The sequence below is a fragment of the Streptomyces venezuelae genome (assembly GCF_008642275.1).
Lineage (GTDB): Bacteria > Actinomycetota > Actinomycetes > Streptomycetales > Streptomycetaceae > Streptomyces > Streptomyces venezuelae_E.
On record NZ_CP029189.1, the window covers coordinates 5916203 to 5930436 of the forward strand.

13 protein-coding genes are annotated in these 14234 nt (G+C 74.2%); 6 read left to right on the top strand and 7 right to left on the bottom strand.

What is annotated here, in order from left to right:
* Positions 1–122 precede the first annotated feature (122 nt).
* The 6 genes from DEJ51_RS26300 (at position 123) to DEJ51_RS26325 (ending at position 5728) form a co-directional block, all read left to right on the top strand.
* Positions 123–2438 carry a sensor histidine kinase gene (locus tag DEJ51_RS26300; RefSeq protein WP_223835969.1) on the top strand — a complete coding sequence of 772 codons (2316 nt, stop codon included), beginning with the start codon at positions 123–125 and terminating at the stop codon, positions 2436–2438.
* Complete coding sequence (locus tag DEJ51_RS26305) at positions 2435–2851, top strand: roadblock/LC7 domain-containing protein (protein WP_150260076.1); 417 nt, start codon at positions 2435–2437, stop codon at positions 2849–2851. The genes DEJ51_RS26300 and DEJ51_RS26305 overlap by 4 nt, the downstream gene beginning before the upstream one ends.
* Positions 2851–3234: a DUF742 domain-containing protein gene (locus DEJ51_RS26310; protein WP_150260077.1), complete on the top strand. Its 384-nt coding sequence runs from the start codon at positions 2851–2853 to the stop codon at positions 3232–3234. Before DEJ51_RS26305 ends, DEJ51_RS26310 begins: the two co-directional genes overlap by 1 nt.
* Positions 3221–3820, top strand: a complete 600-nt coding sequence (locus DEJ51_RS26315) for a GTP-binding protein (protein WP_150260078.1) — start codon at positions 3221–3223, stop codon at positions 3818–3820. The genes DEJ51_RS26310 and DEJ51_RS26315 overlap by 14 nt, the downstream gene beginning before the upstream one ends.
* 80 nt (positions 3821–3900) lie before the next feature.
* Complete coding sequence (locus DEJ51_RS26320; protein ID WP_150260079.1) at positions 3901–5382, top strand: hypothetical protein; 1482 nt, start codon at positions 3901–3903, stop codon at positions 5380–5382.
* Positions 5383–5401: 19 nt separating this feature from the next.
* Entirely contained in the window at positions 5402–5728 is a 327-nt protein-coding gene (locus DEJ51_RS26325) for a hypothetical protein (protein ID WP_150260080.1), read from the top strand.
* A 9-nt stretch (positions 5729–5737) separates the two neighbouring features.
* Here DEJ51_RS26325 and DEJ51_RS26330 read toward each other — a convergent pair whose 3' ends face one another.
* From DEJ51_RS26330 to DEJ51_RS26355, 7 genes are read right to left on the bottom strand one after another with little or no spacing between them, the layout of a single operon-like run.
* Positions 5738–7069 carry a protein kinase domain-containing protein gene (locus DEJ51_RS26330; RefSeq protein WP_150260081.1) on the bottom strand — a complete coding sequence of 444 codons (1332 nt, stop codon included), beginning with the start codon at positions 7067–7069 and terminating at the stop codon, positions 5738–5740.
* A complete protein-coding gene (locus tag DEJ51_RS26335; protein WP_223835970.1) occupies positions 7066–8007 on the bottom strand; it encodes a PP2C family serine/threonine-protein phosphatase in 942 nt (313 codons plus the stop codon). The genes DEJ51_RS26330 and DEJ51_RS26335 overlap by 4 nt, the downstream gene beginning before the upstream one ends.
* Complete coding sequence (locus DEJ51_RS26340) at positions 8004–8666, bottom strand: vWA domain-containing protein (RefSeq protein WP_150262161.1); 663 nt, start codon at positions 8664–8666, stop codon at positions 8004–8006. The genes DEJ51_RS26335 and DEJ51_RS26340 overlap by 4 nt, the downstream gene beginning before the upstream one ends.
* Positions 8667–8702: 36 nt before the next feature.
* Complete coding sequence (locus DEJ51_RS35615; RefSeq protein ID WP_263411717.1) at positions 8703–8831, bottom strand: hypothetical protein; 129 nt, start codon at positions 8829–8831, stop codon at positions 8703–8705.
* Positions 8828–10534 carry a TRAFAC clade GTPase domain-containing protein gene (locus DEJ51_RS26345; protein ID WP_190620648.1) on the bottom strand — a complete coding sequence of 569 codons (1707 nt, stop codon included), beginning with the start codon at positions 10532–10534 and terminating at the stop codon, positions 8828–8830. Before DEJ51_RS26345 ends, DEJ51_RS35615 begins: the two co-directional genes overlap by 4 nt.
* A gap of 4 nt (positions 10535–10538) precedes the next feature.
* Complete coding sequence (locus DEJ51_RS26350) at positions 10539–12962, bottom strand: GTPase-associated protein 1-related protein (protein WP_150260082.1); 2424 nt, start codon at positions 12960–12962, stop codon at positions 10539–10541.
* Complete coding sequence (locus DEJ51_RS26355) at positions 12959–14233, bottom strand: TRAFAC clade GTPase domain-containing protein (RefSeq protein ID WP_150260083.1); 1275 nt, start codon at positions 14231–14233, stop codon at positions 12959–12961. Before DEJ51_RS26355 ends, DEJ51_RS26350 begins: the two co-directional genes overlap by 4 nt.
* Position 14234 lies beyond the last annotated feature (1 nt).

Genomic DNA, 14234 nt, shown 5'->3' on the forward strand with positions numbered 1-14234 from the left:
TCCGAAACTCCGCCATGTCTGGTTATGATCGGCCTCCCGCCGTCCCCCGCTCGCGAGGACCGATGTCTCCCATAGAACCCGAAGGCATACGACGGCAGTCGACGACCCGTCGGCGGCGTACCGTGCGTCTGCGCACCCTGCTGATCTGGCTGGCGGTGGTCCCCACCGTTGCGATGGGCACCCAAGTGGCGGTGACCGCGGAGCGGTTGCTGGCCCAGTCGGAGAAGCTGCGGTCCGACGTGGCGGCCGCCGAAGAGGTCGGTGCCCCGCTCTACACGCTCATGGTCGACATGCAGGCCGAGCGGACGGCGACGGCCGCCCGGTGGACGGACACCGACGGGGCGGAGGGCGAACTGCGCGTCCGCCGCGAGGCCACGGACCTGGCCGCGGCCGAGTTCCGCCGGCTGGCGGTCGATCCCTCGCGGTCCTTCGCGGAAGTGACCCGGCAACTGGAGAAGCTGGCCGACTACCGGCAGCGCGCGGACACCCGCAGTGGCGCCGCCGACAGCACCCTCGCCTACTACTCCGAGGTGATCGGCAAGGTCATCCAGGTGTACCAGCAGGAGTTCAGCCACGCCGAGGACGCCGAACTCGCCCAGGCGAGCCGTCCCGTGGTGTCGATGCTCCAGGCCACCGAGATGGTGGCGCGCGAGGACACCGTCCTGGCCCTGGCCGGGCCGTCCGGCGAGCTGAGCTTCGTCGGCTACGACCAGTTCGTCAGCGCCCTGGGCGCCCAGCGGTACCTGCACGAGGCGCTGATCGTGCCGAACCTGACGGCCCGGGACCAGCGGTTCTACGAGCGCGTCATCGGCTCCTCGGACTGGCAGACCAAGACGCGCATCGAGAGCGCCGTCCTCTCCGGGCACAAGGACATCGTCTCGGGCATCCGGCTGCCGGCCGACGTCAACGGCTGGTCCTCCGCGCACGCCAACTTCTCCGTGCAGATGACCACCCTCAACATCGACCTGGCCCGCTCGGTGCTCGCCCGCGGCGAGGCCAAGGCCGCGGAACTGCAGACCGAGGTCGCCTGGCTGATCGGGGGCAGCGCCGGAGGGCTGCTGGCCGTCGTGGTCGTGGTGGTCCTCACCACCCGGTCGGTGCTCCGCCGCCTGCACGACCTGCACGAGCGCACGGTGACCGTCGCCGAGGAGACCCTCCCGGACGTCGTCTCCCGGCTCCGGCGCGGCCAGAGCGTGGGCCCCGAGGCCCTCCCGGCCGTCACCGGGGACCGGGACGAGGTCGGGCGCATCAGCGACGCCTTCGCCCGCGCCGTCGCGGTGTCCGTCGACGGACACCGCGAGCTCGCCGCCGAGCGCCACGGCTTCGGCCTGTTCGCCTCGGGCATCGCCTCGCGCACCGGAAACCTGGTCAGCCGCCAGCTGAGCCTCACCGAGGACCTCCAGGACACCTTCGGCCACGACGAGGCGCTGCTCGCCGAGCTGATGCGGGCCGACCAGCTGACGGTCGGCATGCGGCGGCAGATCGAGAACCTCCTCATCCTCGCGGGCGGTGAGGTCCCCGACCCGCACACCGAGCCCATGCGCGTCGCCGACCTGCTGCGCGAAGCGGCCGCGGAGGTGGAGGACTTCCGGCGCATCGAGCGGCAGGCCCTGGACGAGACCAGCGTCGAACCGAGCGCGATCAGCCAGATCAGCCACCTGCTCGCGGAACTGCTGGACAACGCCACCCGGTTCTCCCCGCCGAAGTCGAAGGTCGTCATCCGCGCCGAGCTGGTGACGGACGGGCTGTCCGTCGAGATCGAGGACCGCGGGCCGCGGGTGAGCCCGGAGCGCTACGAGGAGATGAACGGGCGCCTGCACGAGGCCCCGCCGTACTCCGTGCTGGCCCAGAACGCGCACCGCCTCGGCCTCTTCGTGGTCGGGCACCTCGCCGACCAGCTCGGCGCGACGGTCACCCTGCGCCGCTCGGTGTACGGGGGCACCTCCGCGGTGGTGATCCTGCCCGGGCAGCTGCTGGTGGCGACCGGCGCGCAGGCCCCGCGCGAGATCGAGCCGCAGGCCCGGGTCCTGGAACTGCTCCCGGCCCCGGCCGTCACGGAGCCGGCCCCGCCCGCGGTGCACGAGCCCGAGCCCTCCCCGGATTCCGAGCCCGAGCCCGCCGAGGCCCCGGCCCCGGAGCCCGAGCCGGTCGTGCACACGAGCGCCGGGCTGCCGAGCCGCCGTGTGAAGGCACCCGCGGCCGTGCCCACGTCCGCGGCCGTGCCCGCGCCCGTGCCCGCACTCGTACCCGCAGGCCGCCCGGCCCTCCCGGAGCGCGTCCCGCAGACGCACATCGCCGAACAGCTGCGCGAGCCCCGCGCGCAGGAAAGCGTCGTCCGGCCCGACACCGCGACACCCGAAGAGGTGGCCGATGCCTGGGCGGACTACGAACAGGGGACCCAGACAGTGGAAGAAGAGCTCCGACGGGAACAGCCATGACCACCTCATCGAACACCGCGGCATCCAACGACGCGATCTACAGCGTCCTCGACAACAACCTGAGCAGGATCGCCGGCGTCCAGGGAGCCGTCCTGCTCTCCAACGACGGCATCAAGCTCAGCGCCTACCTGCTGGACGAGCCCCAGGCCGAGCGCATGGCGGCGGCGGCCTCCGGGATCGCCTCCACGATGAAGGCGATATCCCGGGAGATCGACGGCGGCCGTGTCATCCGGCAACTGGTCGAGATGGACGACCGGTACCTCTGCATCGTCGGATGCGGCGAGGGCAGCACGCTCATCGTGGTGACCTCCCGCAAGGCCCGCCTCGGGGAGCTGGGCGGCGAGGCCGTACGGACCGCCCAGGCCCTCGGCGAGTGGCTGGGCACCCCCGAGCGCGGCCAGCCGTCCGCGTAATGCCGCAGGACGAGCCACAGCCACGGCCACCACAGCCCGCAGGCCGCCGCCGGACGCGGCTGTACGCCCTCACCGACGGGCGTACGGCCGCCGAGCACACCGTCCTCACCATGGACACCACGATCACGGCGGCGGCCGACGGCGAGGTGGACGGGACGCTGCCCACCGAGTGGCAGGAGATCCTCGCCATGTGCGCGCCGCCGGGCGGGCGGGCGGTCGCCGAGATCGCGGCGCGGATGCACATCCGCCTCACCCCGATGACGCTGCTCCTGGGCGAACTCGCCGACCGCGGGCTGATCCACCACCGGCCGCCCCTGGCGGTCGCCGACACCACCGACGTCCATCTGCTCCAGAGAATCAGGGACAGCCTTGCCCGGATATGACACGACCGCCCCGCAGGAACCGGCCCCGGTCAAGATCCTCGTCGCCGGTGGGTTCGGGGTCGGGAAGACGACCCTCGTGGAGACGATCTCCGAGATCGAACCGCTGCGTACCGAGGAGCGGCTGACGTCCGCCGGAATCGGCGTCGACGACCTCGACGGCATCGAGTCCAAGACGGTGACCACCGTGGCGATGGACTTCGGCCGGCTCACCCTCACCGACGCCGGTGTGGTCCTCTACCTGTTCGGCACGCCCGGCCAGGAACGCTTCTGGTTCATGTGGGACGACCTGCTGAACGGGGCGCTCGGAGCGATCGTGCTGGTCGACACCCGGCGCCTCGACCGGAGCTTCCCGGCCGTGGACTTCTTCGAGAGCCGCGGACTGCCCTTCGTGGTCGGTGCGAACTGCTTCCACGGCGAACAGCCCTACACCGCCGAGGAGATCGCAGCGGCCCTGCACCTGCGCGATCCGAACACGCCCGTCCTCATGCTGGACGCCCGCTCGCGTACGGACGTCCGCGCCTCCCTGCTCGCGCTGCTCGACCTGCTCATCGTCAGGGCGCAGGCCCCGGCGGTCGCCGGCCGCTGAGCCCCGACCGGCCCAACCCCGGGACAGCCCGCATCCGTTTACATAGGGTGAGACGACACGGCCACGGGGGAGGACGCGACATGGCAGCACGCCCATTACCGGTGCTCGCGCAGTACCGGGACGACGCGGTGACCCGGCTGCTGTGCGCGGGAGCACACCTCGACGAGGGCTTCGCCCGCGAGGTGGACGTGGAACTCACGGGGGACCGGCTGCGTGCCACCGGGCTCTCGCTCGGCGTCGACCTGGTGGCCCTGGCCCGTCACGCGCGAGCCTCCGTACGGCGGATCGACCGGCGTGACCGGCGCCTGGCCGCACTTTGCGCGGCCGGCGTGTGGGTGGCGGTACCGGCCGCGCTGTACGGCCTGGTCGCGGGCCTGTCCGCCCTCTCCCTCGGAGCCGGCGCCGGGCTCGTCCTCGCGTACGCGACCGCCTGGGTCCTGGTCCGCCAGGCCGAGAACGAGGCCCGTACGGCGGCGCTCGGCGTCGAGCACGGTGCGGCGCGGCCCAAGGACCTCGCACCGGACGTCGGGGCGGAGGCGGAGGGCCGGCTGCTGGAGCAGAAGCGGGCCAACGTGGTCCCGTACGCGTCGGGGGCCGAGCGCACCAACCCGTTCGTCGGCAGCGGCTCGAAGATCAAGGAAATGGTCTGGCAGCCCATCGACGTCAGCCGGCCCGCCGAGGACCCGGCGGGCGGCGGCAAACTGGCCGTCAAACCCTTCGACGCCGTCGACCTGCACAGCTTCGTCGCCCGCGAGATGGAGCACATAGCCGGGCTGAAGGGCCTGCGGGCCCGCAACCGGCTCTACGTGATAGGCGATCACGTCCCCTACGTCGGCCCCGACCTGCTCCCCGACCGGCTGAGCCGCCCACGCGCCCACATCCCCAAGCAGCTGGTGCAGGCCGGCGTGGTGCAGCCGGGCGCCGGCATGCGCACCTATCTCAGCCTGGAACGCACCGGCGAGGGCGGCCGCGTCATCGTCTCCATGCACCTGCGGGCCCGCCTCCAGCACCCCAGCCTCACCTGGGAGGTGGCGGCGTACGGAATCCCTCCGCTCCAGTCCCGCTTCTACCGGGTGCACACCCTGCCCCTGGGGGGCTGGGAGCGCTGGTGGAGCCTGTTCTCCGTCACCACCGCCACGACCGGATCGGCGCTGCTCGGCGCCCCCGGCCGGCTGGTCCGGCGGGCCTCGGCGCGCCGCGAGTGGGCCCGGTCGCTGGAGAGACTGCGCCGTGACATCGGCCGGCGGCACCTGCGCTTCGACTACGGGGCCGTGGACAGCCTGCGCGAGCGGGTCGCCGACTGGGACCAGCTGGGCTTCTCCGAACGGACGGACTCCCAGGACTTCCTGCAGCGCCTCCAGCAGGGCGTACTGATAGCGACCGAACGGTTCCTGAAGGACCACAACGTCGACACCAGCTCCTACGACCAGGCGCAGCAGGTGATCAACACCCACACCTACACGTTCCAGGGCGACATCCACTCCAGCAACATCGGCGCGCACGGCACCGTCAACCAGGGCGGCAAGGCGCAGCCTTCGGGGAAGCCGGCCGGGCAGCCCTGAGCGACCACGAGGAGAACGCGTGAGCACCTACAACTTCCACGGGAACGTCTCCGGCACCAACAACATCGGGGACCACGGCACGATCAACGTCGGGCAGCAGGACACCGCCGGCCAGACCCTGCGGCTGGCCGCAGAACTCGCACTGTGGCTGCGGGCGCAGGGGGCCGCGCCGGAGCGGATCGACGCGGCCCAGGCCCTGCACGCCGAACTGGACCGGGCCGGGCAGGAGGGGCGCGCCGCCGAACCGGGCCTGATCCGGCGGTCGCTGGAAACCGTCACCCTCGGCCTGGGCGCGGGCACCACCGGCCTGGCCCTCGCCCAGGAGATCAGCCGGCTGCTGGGCTGACGGGCCGTCTCACCTCGCCCGTACGACGGCCCGCGCGCCGCCGAAGTCCAGTTCCAGCCCCGAACGCAGCGGCACGGTCTGCCCGGGGGCGATCTCCTGCGTGCTGCCGTCCGCGCGGGTCCCCGTCCACGCCGACGCGGAACGGTTGGCCAGCCCGAACTTCCCCGGCCGCTGCGGATGTTCGGTCAGCTGCGCCACCAGTGTGCCGTCGCCGTAGTCGTGCCGGGCCGGCTCGGGCGCCAGGTGGTGCGCCTGGACCCGCGAGGACCGGTGCAGCAGGATGTGGTGCTCGGTGCGCGGCGGAGGCGTGGTCAGCACCAGCCGGGGCGGCAGCACCAGGGCGTTCCCGCAGCTCCAGCAGGTGCCCGGAGTGGCCGACCGGGGTTCGGTCATGTTCTGCTTCCCGCAGTGGGCGCAGTCCACGACCGCGTCCAGGACCGCCCGCAGCGCGTCGCGCCACTGCGACTCCCGCACCCGGGCCGTCGGGTCGTGCAGGCCCCGTGTGAAGTTCCTGGTGAACAGGGCGCGCAGGGAGTCGGGCACCACCGCCCAGGTGGCCAGCACCGTGGCGTGCTCCACCGGGTCGGGGGCGTTGGAGCCGTCCTGCGGGTCGAAGAGGAACAGCGGGTCCTTCCCGTACAGCTTGCGCTCGGCGGCCTCGTCGAAACACCGGATGGCCAACTCCCGCCTGCCCATCAGCGGATGATGGTTCATCAGCAGCATGAACAGCAGCACGGACAGGGAGTGCAGATCGCTCTGGGTGCCCGGGGAGAACCCGGGCTCGCCGCGCACCAGCTCGGGCGCCATGAACGCCATGGTCCCCGAGATGCCCGTGCTGTCGCCCTCGACCACCGCGTTGTCGTTGTCGCAGACCAGCACCTCGCCGGTGGCCGGGTCGAAGAGCAGGTTCCCCCAGGAGATGTCCCGGTAGGCGATCCCCCGCGAGTGCAGCGCCTGGTACGCCTCCACCGTGTACAGGCAGGCGGTGAGCAGGGCGCGGACCGTGGTCCGCAGCTTACGGCGGAAGAGCAGCGGCAGGCCCTTGAACCTCTCCGGGCGGATGTCCATCAGGTAGCCGAAGCCACCGCGCCCATCGCCCACGAAGTCCCGGGGCCACAGGAAGCGGTCGTCGTCGAAGCCCCGGTCCACCAGCTGGCGGACGATGTCCTCCTGCTCCCGCGTCGCGCAGGCCGGGTAGTACCACTTGAGGGCCTGGTCGCCGGCCGGGGTGCGCACCCGGTAGACCTCCCCCTGGCCACCGGCGCCGAGCAGGTCGAAGACCTCCACCGGCAGGCCGCTCTCGGCCGTCAGCCGGGTACCGCTGTCGAGCATGCCGCTCATTCGTCACTCCTGTACGGGTCTGTCATGTCGGCCGGGTCGGCGGCGCCGACGCCGTCGGGCGGCTCCCCGCCGGTTCCGGTCAGGGCCGTGTCGGCGTGCCAGGCCGCCACCAGGGTGGTGTCGTCCCCCGAGTGCCGGGAGGCCTTGGCCAGCCATTCCGGCAGGACGGCCCGGACGCACTCCGGGCCCTCCTCCGACAGCCGGTCGTCCAGCCCGGCCATGAACTGCCGGAAGCCGGTGTCCGAGGCGAAGCTCTTGGACAGCCCGTCGGTGGAGAGCGACACCAGCCGCGGTGCCCGCGCGGGGGCGGTCACCGGCGCCCAGTGCGTACGGACCCGCAGCCAGGCCTGCGGGGAGCACAGGGACTCCGTCTCGTCGCCGAGATCCGCCTCGTCCGGCGCGAGCGGTACGGTCACCCGGCCGTCGTCGGTCACCACGGTCAGCTCACCGTCCCCGAGCTGCCAGGCCGCGAAGACCCGGGGGGTCAGCACGGCGCCGACGAGCGTGCTCCCGTACAGCACCAGCTTGTCCGCCGGGGACTGCCCCGGCTCCCCGGGCGAGCTGCTGCGCTCCCAGTGCCCGAGCGCCTTCTCCTGCCAGGCGCTGACCAGTTGGCGCGGCAGCGTGTACTGCGCGTAGTTCATCAGCCAGGCCAGGCTCGGTGGCCGCGTACCGCCCCGGGGCTCGGCGAGCGCGGCGAACAGCCGGGCCTGCTGGACGAACAGGTCCACGGCGAACCGGGACCCGAAATGACTGCGCGCGTGCACCGCCGATCCGTGGCCGTCGGCCACCGCCATGATCAGGGGCCGTGCGGCGGTGCCGAGGCCCTCCGCGTCGTGGTGGTCCTGGTTGCGTGCCTTGTTCACGCCCTGGACGCTGCCCTGGATCGTGTCCCAGAGCGGCAGCGGTCCGTGGATCATCCGCACGGGCTCGCTCACCACACGTCGTCATCGTCGTCGGCGAGCACGGGCGGGGCGTACGGAGGCTGCTTCACGGTCGCGTCCCCGAAACCCGCCACCGGCTGGGAGGCCGCCTTCACCGCGGCCGTGGAGGCCCAGCGGATCGCCGCCGCCAGCTGCTTGGGGCTGTTCGCGTCGAGCGGCTGGAGCTCGGGATTGCCCAGGAACTCCTGGAGCACGTTGCGGTCGGCGTCCGCGCCGATCGCGATGGCCACCCGGACCGCCTTGCGGCCCCAGGGGGTCGCGTCCACCGCTCGCAGCCCCGCCTTCCAGTCGTCCGTCGGCACCCCGTCGGAGACCAGGGCCAGCACCGGCTTCAGGGCCCGCTGCGGCATGGGCGGGGTGTCCAGTTCGCGCGCGACGAGCTGCAGGGCCTCGCCGAGGTTGGTCATACCGTCCACCTGTACGTCCTGCCAGGTGAACTGCTCCACCGGCACCGGGTCCTTGTGGTGCCAGCGGGCCGTCGTGGAGAACGTCATCGTGCGCAGCAGCAGCTGTGCCGCCGGGTTGTCCTGCGCGACGGACAGCATCTCCGGAACGGCTTCTCTGATCGCGTAGTTGAGCTGGCCGATCTTCTCGCCCTGCATCGAGTACGAGCAGTCGATCAGCCAGATGAAATGGACGGGCCGGTTCGCCATCGGCCCGCCGGGGATGTCACTCACCGCGTGTCTCCTTCAACTTCTCGTCCATAGCGGGATGTACCGCACCAGCGCCGCCACCGCGGCGGCCGCCGTCATCACGACCGCCGTCACGAACAGGACCGCCATCATGCGTCGGCCCCGCTTGATCTGCGGTGTCATCATGGGGTGTTGCTCCTCTCCTCGCCGGTCGCGGCCCGCGATTCCCGCGACTTCCGTGCTGCCTGCGAGTCCTGTGCTGCCTGCGGCGCCCGGGTGTCCTGACCGGTGCGCGGACCCGGCAGGTCCGGCCCGTCCGGCTGCTTCCGCCGGTCCTGCAGGAGCCCTCCGACACGCAGCCCGGTCCGCGACAGCAGCCACAGCACCGGCTCCGCCGCCCGCCGCCGCTCGCTGTCCAGGGCGCCCGCACCGGTCGCGGCGTGGGCGCTGACCACCCAGTACCGGGCCGCCGCGAAGTCGTGCCCGAGGGCCCGGACCAGTTCGTCCAGCCCGATTCCGGCCAGCCACGCCTCGACCGGTTCCGCGGGCCTGGGCAGCGAGTCCAGCTGGTCGAGGACGTCCCGTTTGGTCACCACCGCGGCCACGGGGAGGCGCCCGCGACGGCCACCGAGCCCCTGCAGCTCGCCGGTGAACCCCGCGTACGTCTCCACCGGGCCGAGGTCGGCCGGCCGGGCGGCCCGCGCCCGTTCGGTGTCGCCCGCGCGCAGGGCACGGCGTACGACGGGAGCGGCGAGCACGTCGGTCACCAGCAGGACCCCGTCGGCGTGCGCGAGGTAGCCCTGGCCGCGGGTCGTGTCGGCGTCCCTGAGGGACTCGCCCATCGGGTCGTACAGGTAGAGCAGCCGGCGCCGGCGGCCGTGCCCGACCAGCAGCATCAGGGCGCGCGGCTGCCCGCCCTGGGTCTTGAGGGTCCACCCGGTGTGGTTCAGCTGCTGCCCCAGGGTGTTGGCCTCGCGGAGGTCGTCGGGGGAGGCGTACTCGACCGTCAGCCGGGACTCGTGCGACCAGGACCGCAGCCCGTCGAGCATGGCCGCCAGCAGCATCGTCTTCCCGGCCGACGTGCCCCCGATCAGCGGCAGGTGCACGACCCGGGTGGTGCCGACGGCCGGCGGCAGGCCCCGGTCGCAGTGCGGGCACCGGGCGGAGAGTCCGCGCCGCCCGGCCAGGAGGGTGCTCGGCAGGGCCTTGCCGCAGCGGCAGACGTGCCGCAGGGCGCCGAAGGCGCCGGGCCGCAGCTCGCGGTGGGCGGCGCCGCAGCCCGGGCAGAGGTGCACGGCCAGCGGGAACGGCCGGTAGCAGCCGGGGTAGGGGCACTTCATCCGGATGCCCAGGCCCAGCTTCCACAGCCGGTCGGCGGTCCGCCCGGCCGCGACGGCCGCCAGCGCGGCGAGTGCCACCAGCAGGATCTGGACGGCGAAGAACAGCGCGACACCCGCCAGCAGGACCGACGCGAGCAGCGCGGACAGCAGAGCGGCCAGCGCCGTCCCGGGAGCGATGAGCCGCAGCAGCAGCCGGCCGAACCCGTTGTCCGCGAGCTCGCCGGTCTGCCCGTTGCGGCCGCGCAGCAGGCGGCGGCGCACCACCTCGCCCAGCCAGTGCCGGGTCAGCAGGTACCAGACGGTCAGGGCGGCGGCCTGGCCGGCGAAGGCGGCGTCCCGCCACATCTGCCCGGCCCAGTACGCCGGCCGGGCCGGTTCGGGCCCCGTGTACCGGACGATCCGCAGGTCCGGCGGGTCGGTCCGGAAAGCCGCCCAGGCGGCCGACAGCGCCAGCGCCAGGAACCGCCACAGCCCGTACCCGAGGCACACCGCGACCCCGATCGCCCCGGTGAGCGCGGCGAGGACCCGCACGATCAGCTCAGGATCCACGAGATCAGCCCCCGTTCCCGTCACCGCCGGAGCGGCGGCCCGCGAAGCGTTCGCGCAGGCGGCCGAAGGCACCCGGCCGCTGCCAGGAACGGAACTCGTCCGCCCAGCGCCCGCCCAGGCGGGCCAGCGACCGCTCCAGCCCGGCCAGCTCCTCCGCCGTGAGACTCCGTACGGCCGGCCGCAGCACCCCGTCGAGCAGGTCCGTGCGGGTCTCCTGCCATGCGGCGCCCGCCTGCGGCTGGGAGGACCACACCGTGAAGCAGTCCGCGGCATAGCCCGGATCCAGCCGCAGCCGGTCACGGACCGCCGGTGTGCGCGCCGCCGCCCGGTAGGCGGCCAGCAGCTCCGCGTCGTTGCTCTCGACCAGCGCCCGCAGCTCGCTGTCCGGCCGGTCCCCGGCCAGCAGCCGCACGCACAGGGCCGCGTACGCGCCGTCCCGCGGGCCGGGCTCGGGATCCAGCGACCCCAGGTCCAGCGCCTGGCGGACCCAGCCCCCGCCGGCCGGCCCCGACCGCAGGTTCCGGGCCAGCTCCAGCAGCAGCAGCGACGGCCGCAGCCGGGCCGGGATCTCCTCCTGGAACTGCCCGAGGAGCTCCGGAGCCAGCTCCTCGGCCCCGCCGTCCCCGGCCGGGGCCCGCACGGCCGCCTGGACGAGCAGCTCCCAGGTCCCGGCCTCCCGGTGGACCTTCGCCCCGGTCGCCATCAGCACCATCCCGGCCTCGCCCGCCTCCGGCGGGTCCCCCTCCCACACCAGCCGCATGGCGGTCCGCAGGACCAGCGGTTCCGCGTACAGCGAGACGCCCGAACGGGCCAGCAGGGCGTTCAGCGCGCCGACCCGGTCCGGTGCGGCCGCGGCCGTCGCCGCGGCCCCGGCGCACATCCGCAGGTGCGGCGTCGCGTCGGCCGCGGCCGGCCGCAGCGCGGTCCGCTCGAACAGCCGCCGTCCGGCCGCCGGATCGCCCGCCGCGAGCGAGTCCAGCCGGTCGAGTACGAGGGTACGCAGCGCGGGCAGTTCGGCCAGCGCGGCCCGCACCGCAGCCCCGTACGCCCGCTCCGGATCGGTGAGCAGCGCGAGCGCCAGCTGCCGGGCCGTACCGGGCAGCAGGTCGCCCACGTCCACCCCGAGCACCGACGCCACCCGCAACAGCCCGGCGGAGTGCCCCGGTTCGCCGGCCAGGGAGCCCAGCGCCGCCCGCAGCCCCGGTTCCAGCTCCGCCGCGAGCCGGCCGCGGACGGCCGCGCCGAGGGCGCCCGCCGTCGGCAGGGCCGCGGGCGGCGCGCCGGTCCGGACCGCCTCGGTCAGGGTCAGGGCCACCAGCGGCTCGCACGCCGCGGGCGGGGCCCAGCCGTCCAGGGCCGCGAGCAGCCGCCCGGCCGCGGCGACCTCCGCGGGGTCCCGGTCACCCGCCGGCCAGCCCAGCGCCAGGGCCAGCGCCTGCAGACGCCCGAGGTCCAGCGCGTCGCGGTGCCCGGCGGCCCAGTCGGCGGCCGCGGCCCGGCCGGGGGAGGGCAGGGCGATGTCCGCGGCCAGGGCGAGCGCGGCCAGCGGGCCCGCGTCGTAGGGCCCGGCGGCCAGCCTCCGTACCGCGGCGACCAGATCCTGGCGCTGCGCCCGCCAGACGCGTGCGGCGGTGTCCGCCCACACGTCCGGCTCCCCGGCGGCGGTGGGGGCGGCGGCCCGCGTGGCGTCGTAGACCCGGTAGCGGTGCTCCTGCCCGGCGAGGCCGGGTCCGTCCTCGGGCATCACCCCGATGATCCGCTGCCGGGCGAGCTGCGGCCGCCGGGTGTAGGTGGTGAAGGTGAGCCACTGCCCCCGCTGGTGCGGCAGCACACTGCACGCCAGCATGATCCAGCGGGCCACGGCCTCGCTGTCCGCCTCGACCAGCACGACCTGCGGGGCGTCCGGGTCCTCGGCGAGCCGGCGCACGTCGGAGAAGAACGCGGCCAGCCACGGCGCACGGTCCGCGACGAACGCGGCCAGCGCGGCCCGGTCCAGCCGTCCCGGCGCGGGTACCGCGGCCAGCGCGGGGGCGCCGCCCTCCGGGGTCGCGGCGGCCCACTGCGGCGAGCCCCAGGCGGTGATCGGCAGCTCGCCCACGGCCGGGCCGGAACCGGCGGGCTGCGGCAGGTGCACCGCGTGGGCGTGGAAGTTGCCCCAGCGGCCGCTGTAGTCGGCCCCGGTGTACACCGAGCGCGCCAGCAGCCGGCTGCCGTCGGCCAGCACGTTCAGGCTGAGCGCCTGCGGGAAGGCTGCCAGCTCCTGCGGACCCGGGCGCGGCGGCGCGTCCCGGGGCGGCTCGTAGCCGATCAGCTGCTCCGCCTCGCGCAGCAGGGCGGCCGGCACCCCGGGGCTGACGGCCGTGAACCGGAATCCGGAGCCGTCGGGGCCGGGCGGCGCCGAGGTGTAGTGCAGCTGGGCGAGATTCATGAGGTCCCCCCGGAACCGGTACGGGCACCCGGGCCGGCCGCGACACCGGTGCGCGGCAGCAGCCCGCCCAGCCCCAGCAGCCACAGCAGCGGATCCTCCACGCGCAGCGGCCGCGGACCCGACTTCGGGGCGTCGGCCGGGGCGTGCGCGGGCGGCGGCGAGCCGAGCGCCGAGAGCCCGAACAGCGACAGCCGGGCGAAGTCCCGCTCCAGCTGCCGGAGCAGCGCCCCCGAGTCCCAGCCGTCGAGCAGCGAGCGCATCTCCTCGTGCACCGCCCGCCGGTCCTCCTCGTCGAGCGCGCCGGCGTCGTGGCCCGCGTTGCGCAGCAGCGGCGAATGCGGCTCCAGCAGCGGCACCAGCGAGTCCGTCTTGGTCACGGCCACCGCCACCGGAGTGGTGACCCGGCCGCGTGAGGAACCCCGGCCGTGCGCCCGCAGCTGCGCCGCGAGGTCGGCGGCGATCTGCTGCGGCGGGGTCTCGATGACGGGCAGCGGCGGCCCGTCGTCCACCGGGAGCCGGTCGCGCACCGCCCGCATCTGCAGCGGGTCCACGAGCAGGATGATCCCGTCGGCGGCCGCCAGGTAGTGCGTGTAGCGGTCCATGGCCTCGGCGCTGCCGAGGTCCTCGCCCGCCGCGTCGAAGAACACCAGCGCGGTGTGCCGGCTGCCGTCCCCGCGCAGCCGGCGCCGCAGGGGCAGGCTCAGCCGGTACAGCAGCGGGTCGTTGAAGCCGAGGGCCGCCGGTCTGGTGGCCTCCGGCAGGCGCAGCCGGTCGTAGAGGTCCTCGGCCAGCTCGCGGTCCCGGCGCTGGGTCTCGCCGCCCATCGCGGTCACCGAGGCCCCGTACGCCCGGCCCACCCGGCCCCGCAGCTCGTTGAGCAGGACCGAGACGTAGGTGCTCTTGCCGGAGGCCTTGGGTCCGAGCAGGGCGATGATGCGGGTGTCCTGGTCGCAGTAGTCGCTCGGGAAGTCGCTGTGGCAGCGCCGGCAGACGCGGACCGGGGTGGACCCGCCGCAGGCGGGGCAGTCCGCACGGGATCCGCCCCCGTTCGGCGTCAGGCGTGGCCCGAGGCCGCGCCGGGCCGTGAAGACCGGGCCGCGCATCTTCAGTGCGGGAGGCACGCTCGGGCCCATGAAATCGGCCCACACGGTGTCGAGTTCGGCGCTGCAGGGCTTCGCGCCGCGCACGCCCGTGGCGGACATCTGGCAGCGGTAGGGCAGCCTGGCTGCCGGGGACCGGTCGAAGCAGTAGGGGCAGACGACGGAGGTCATG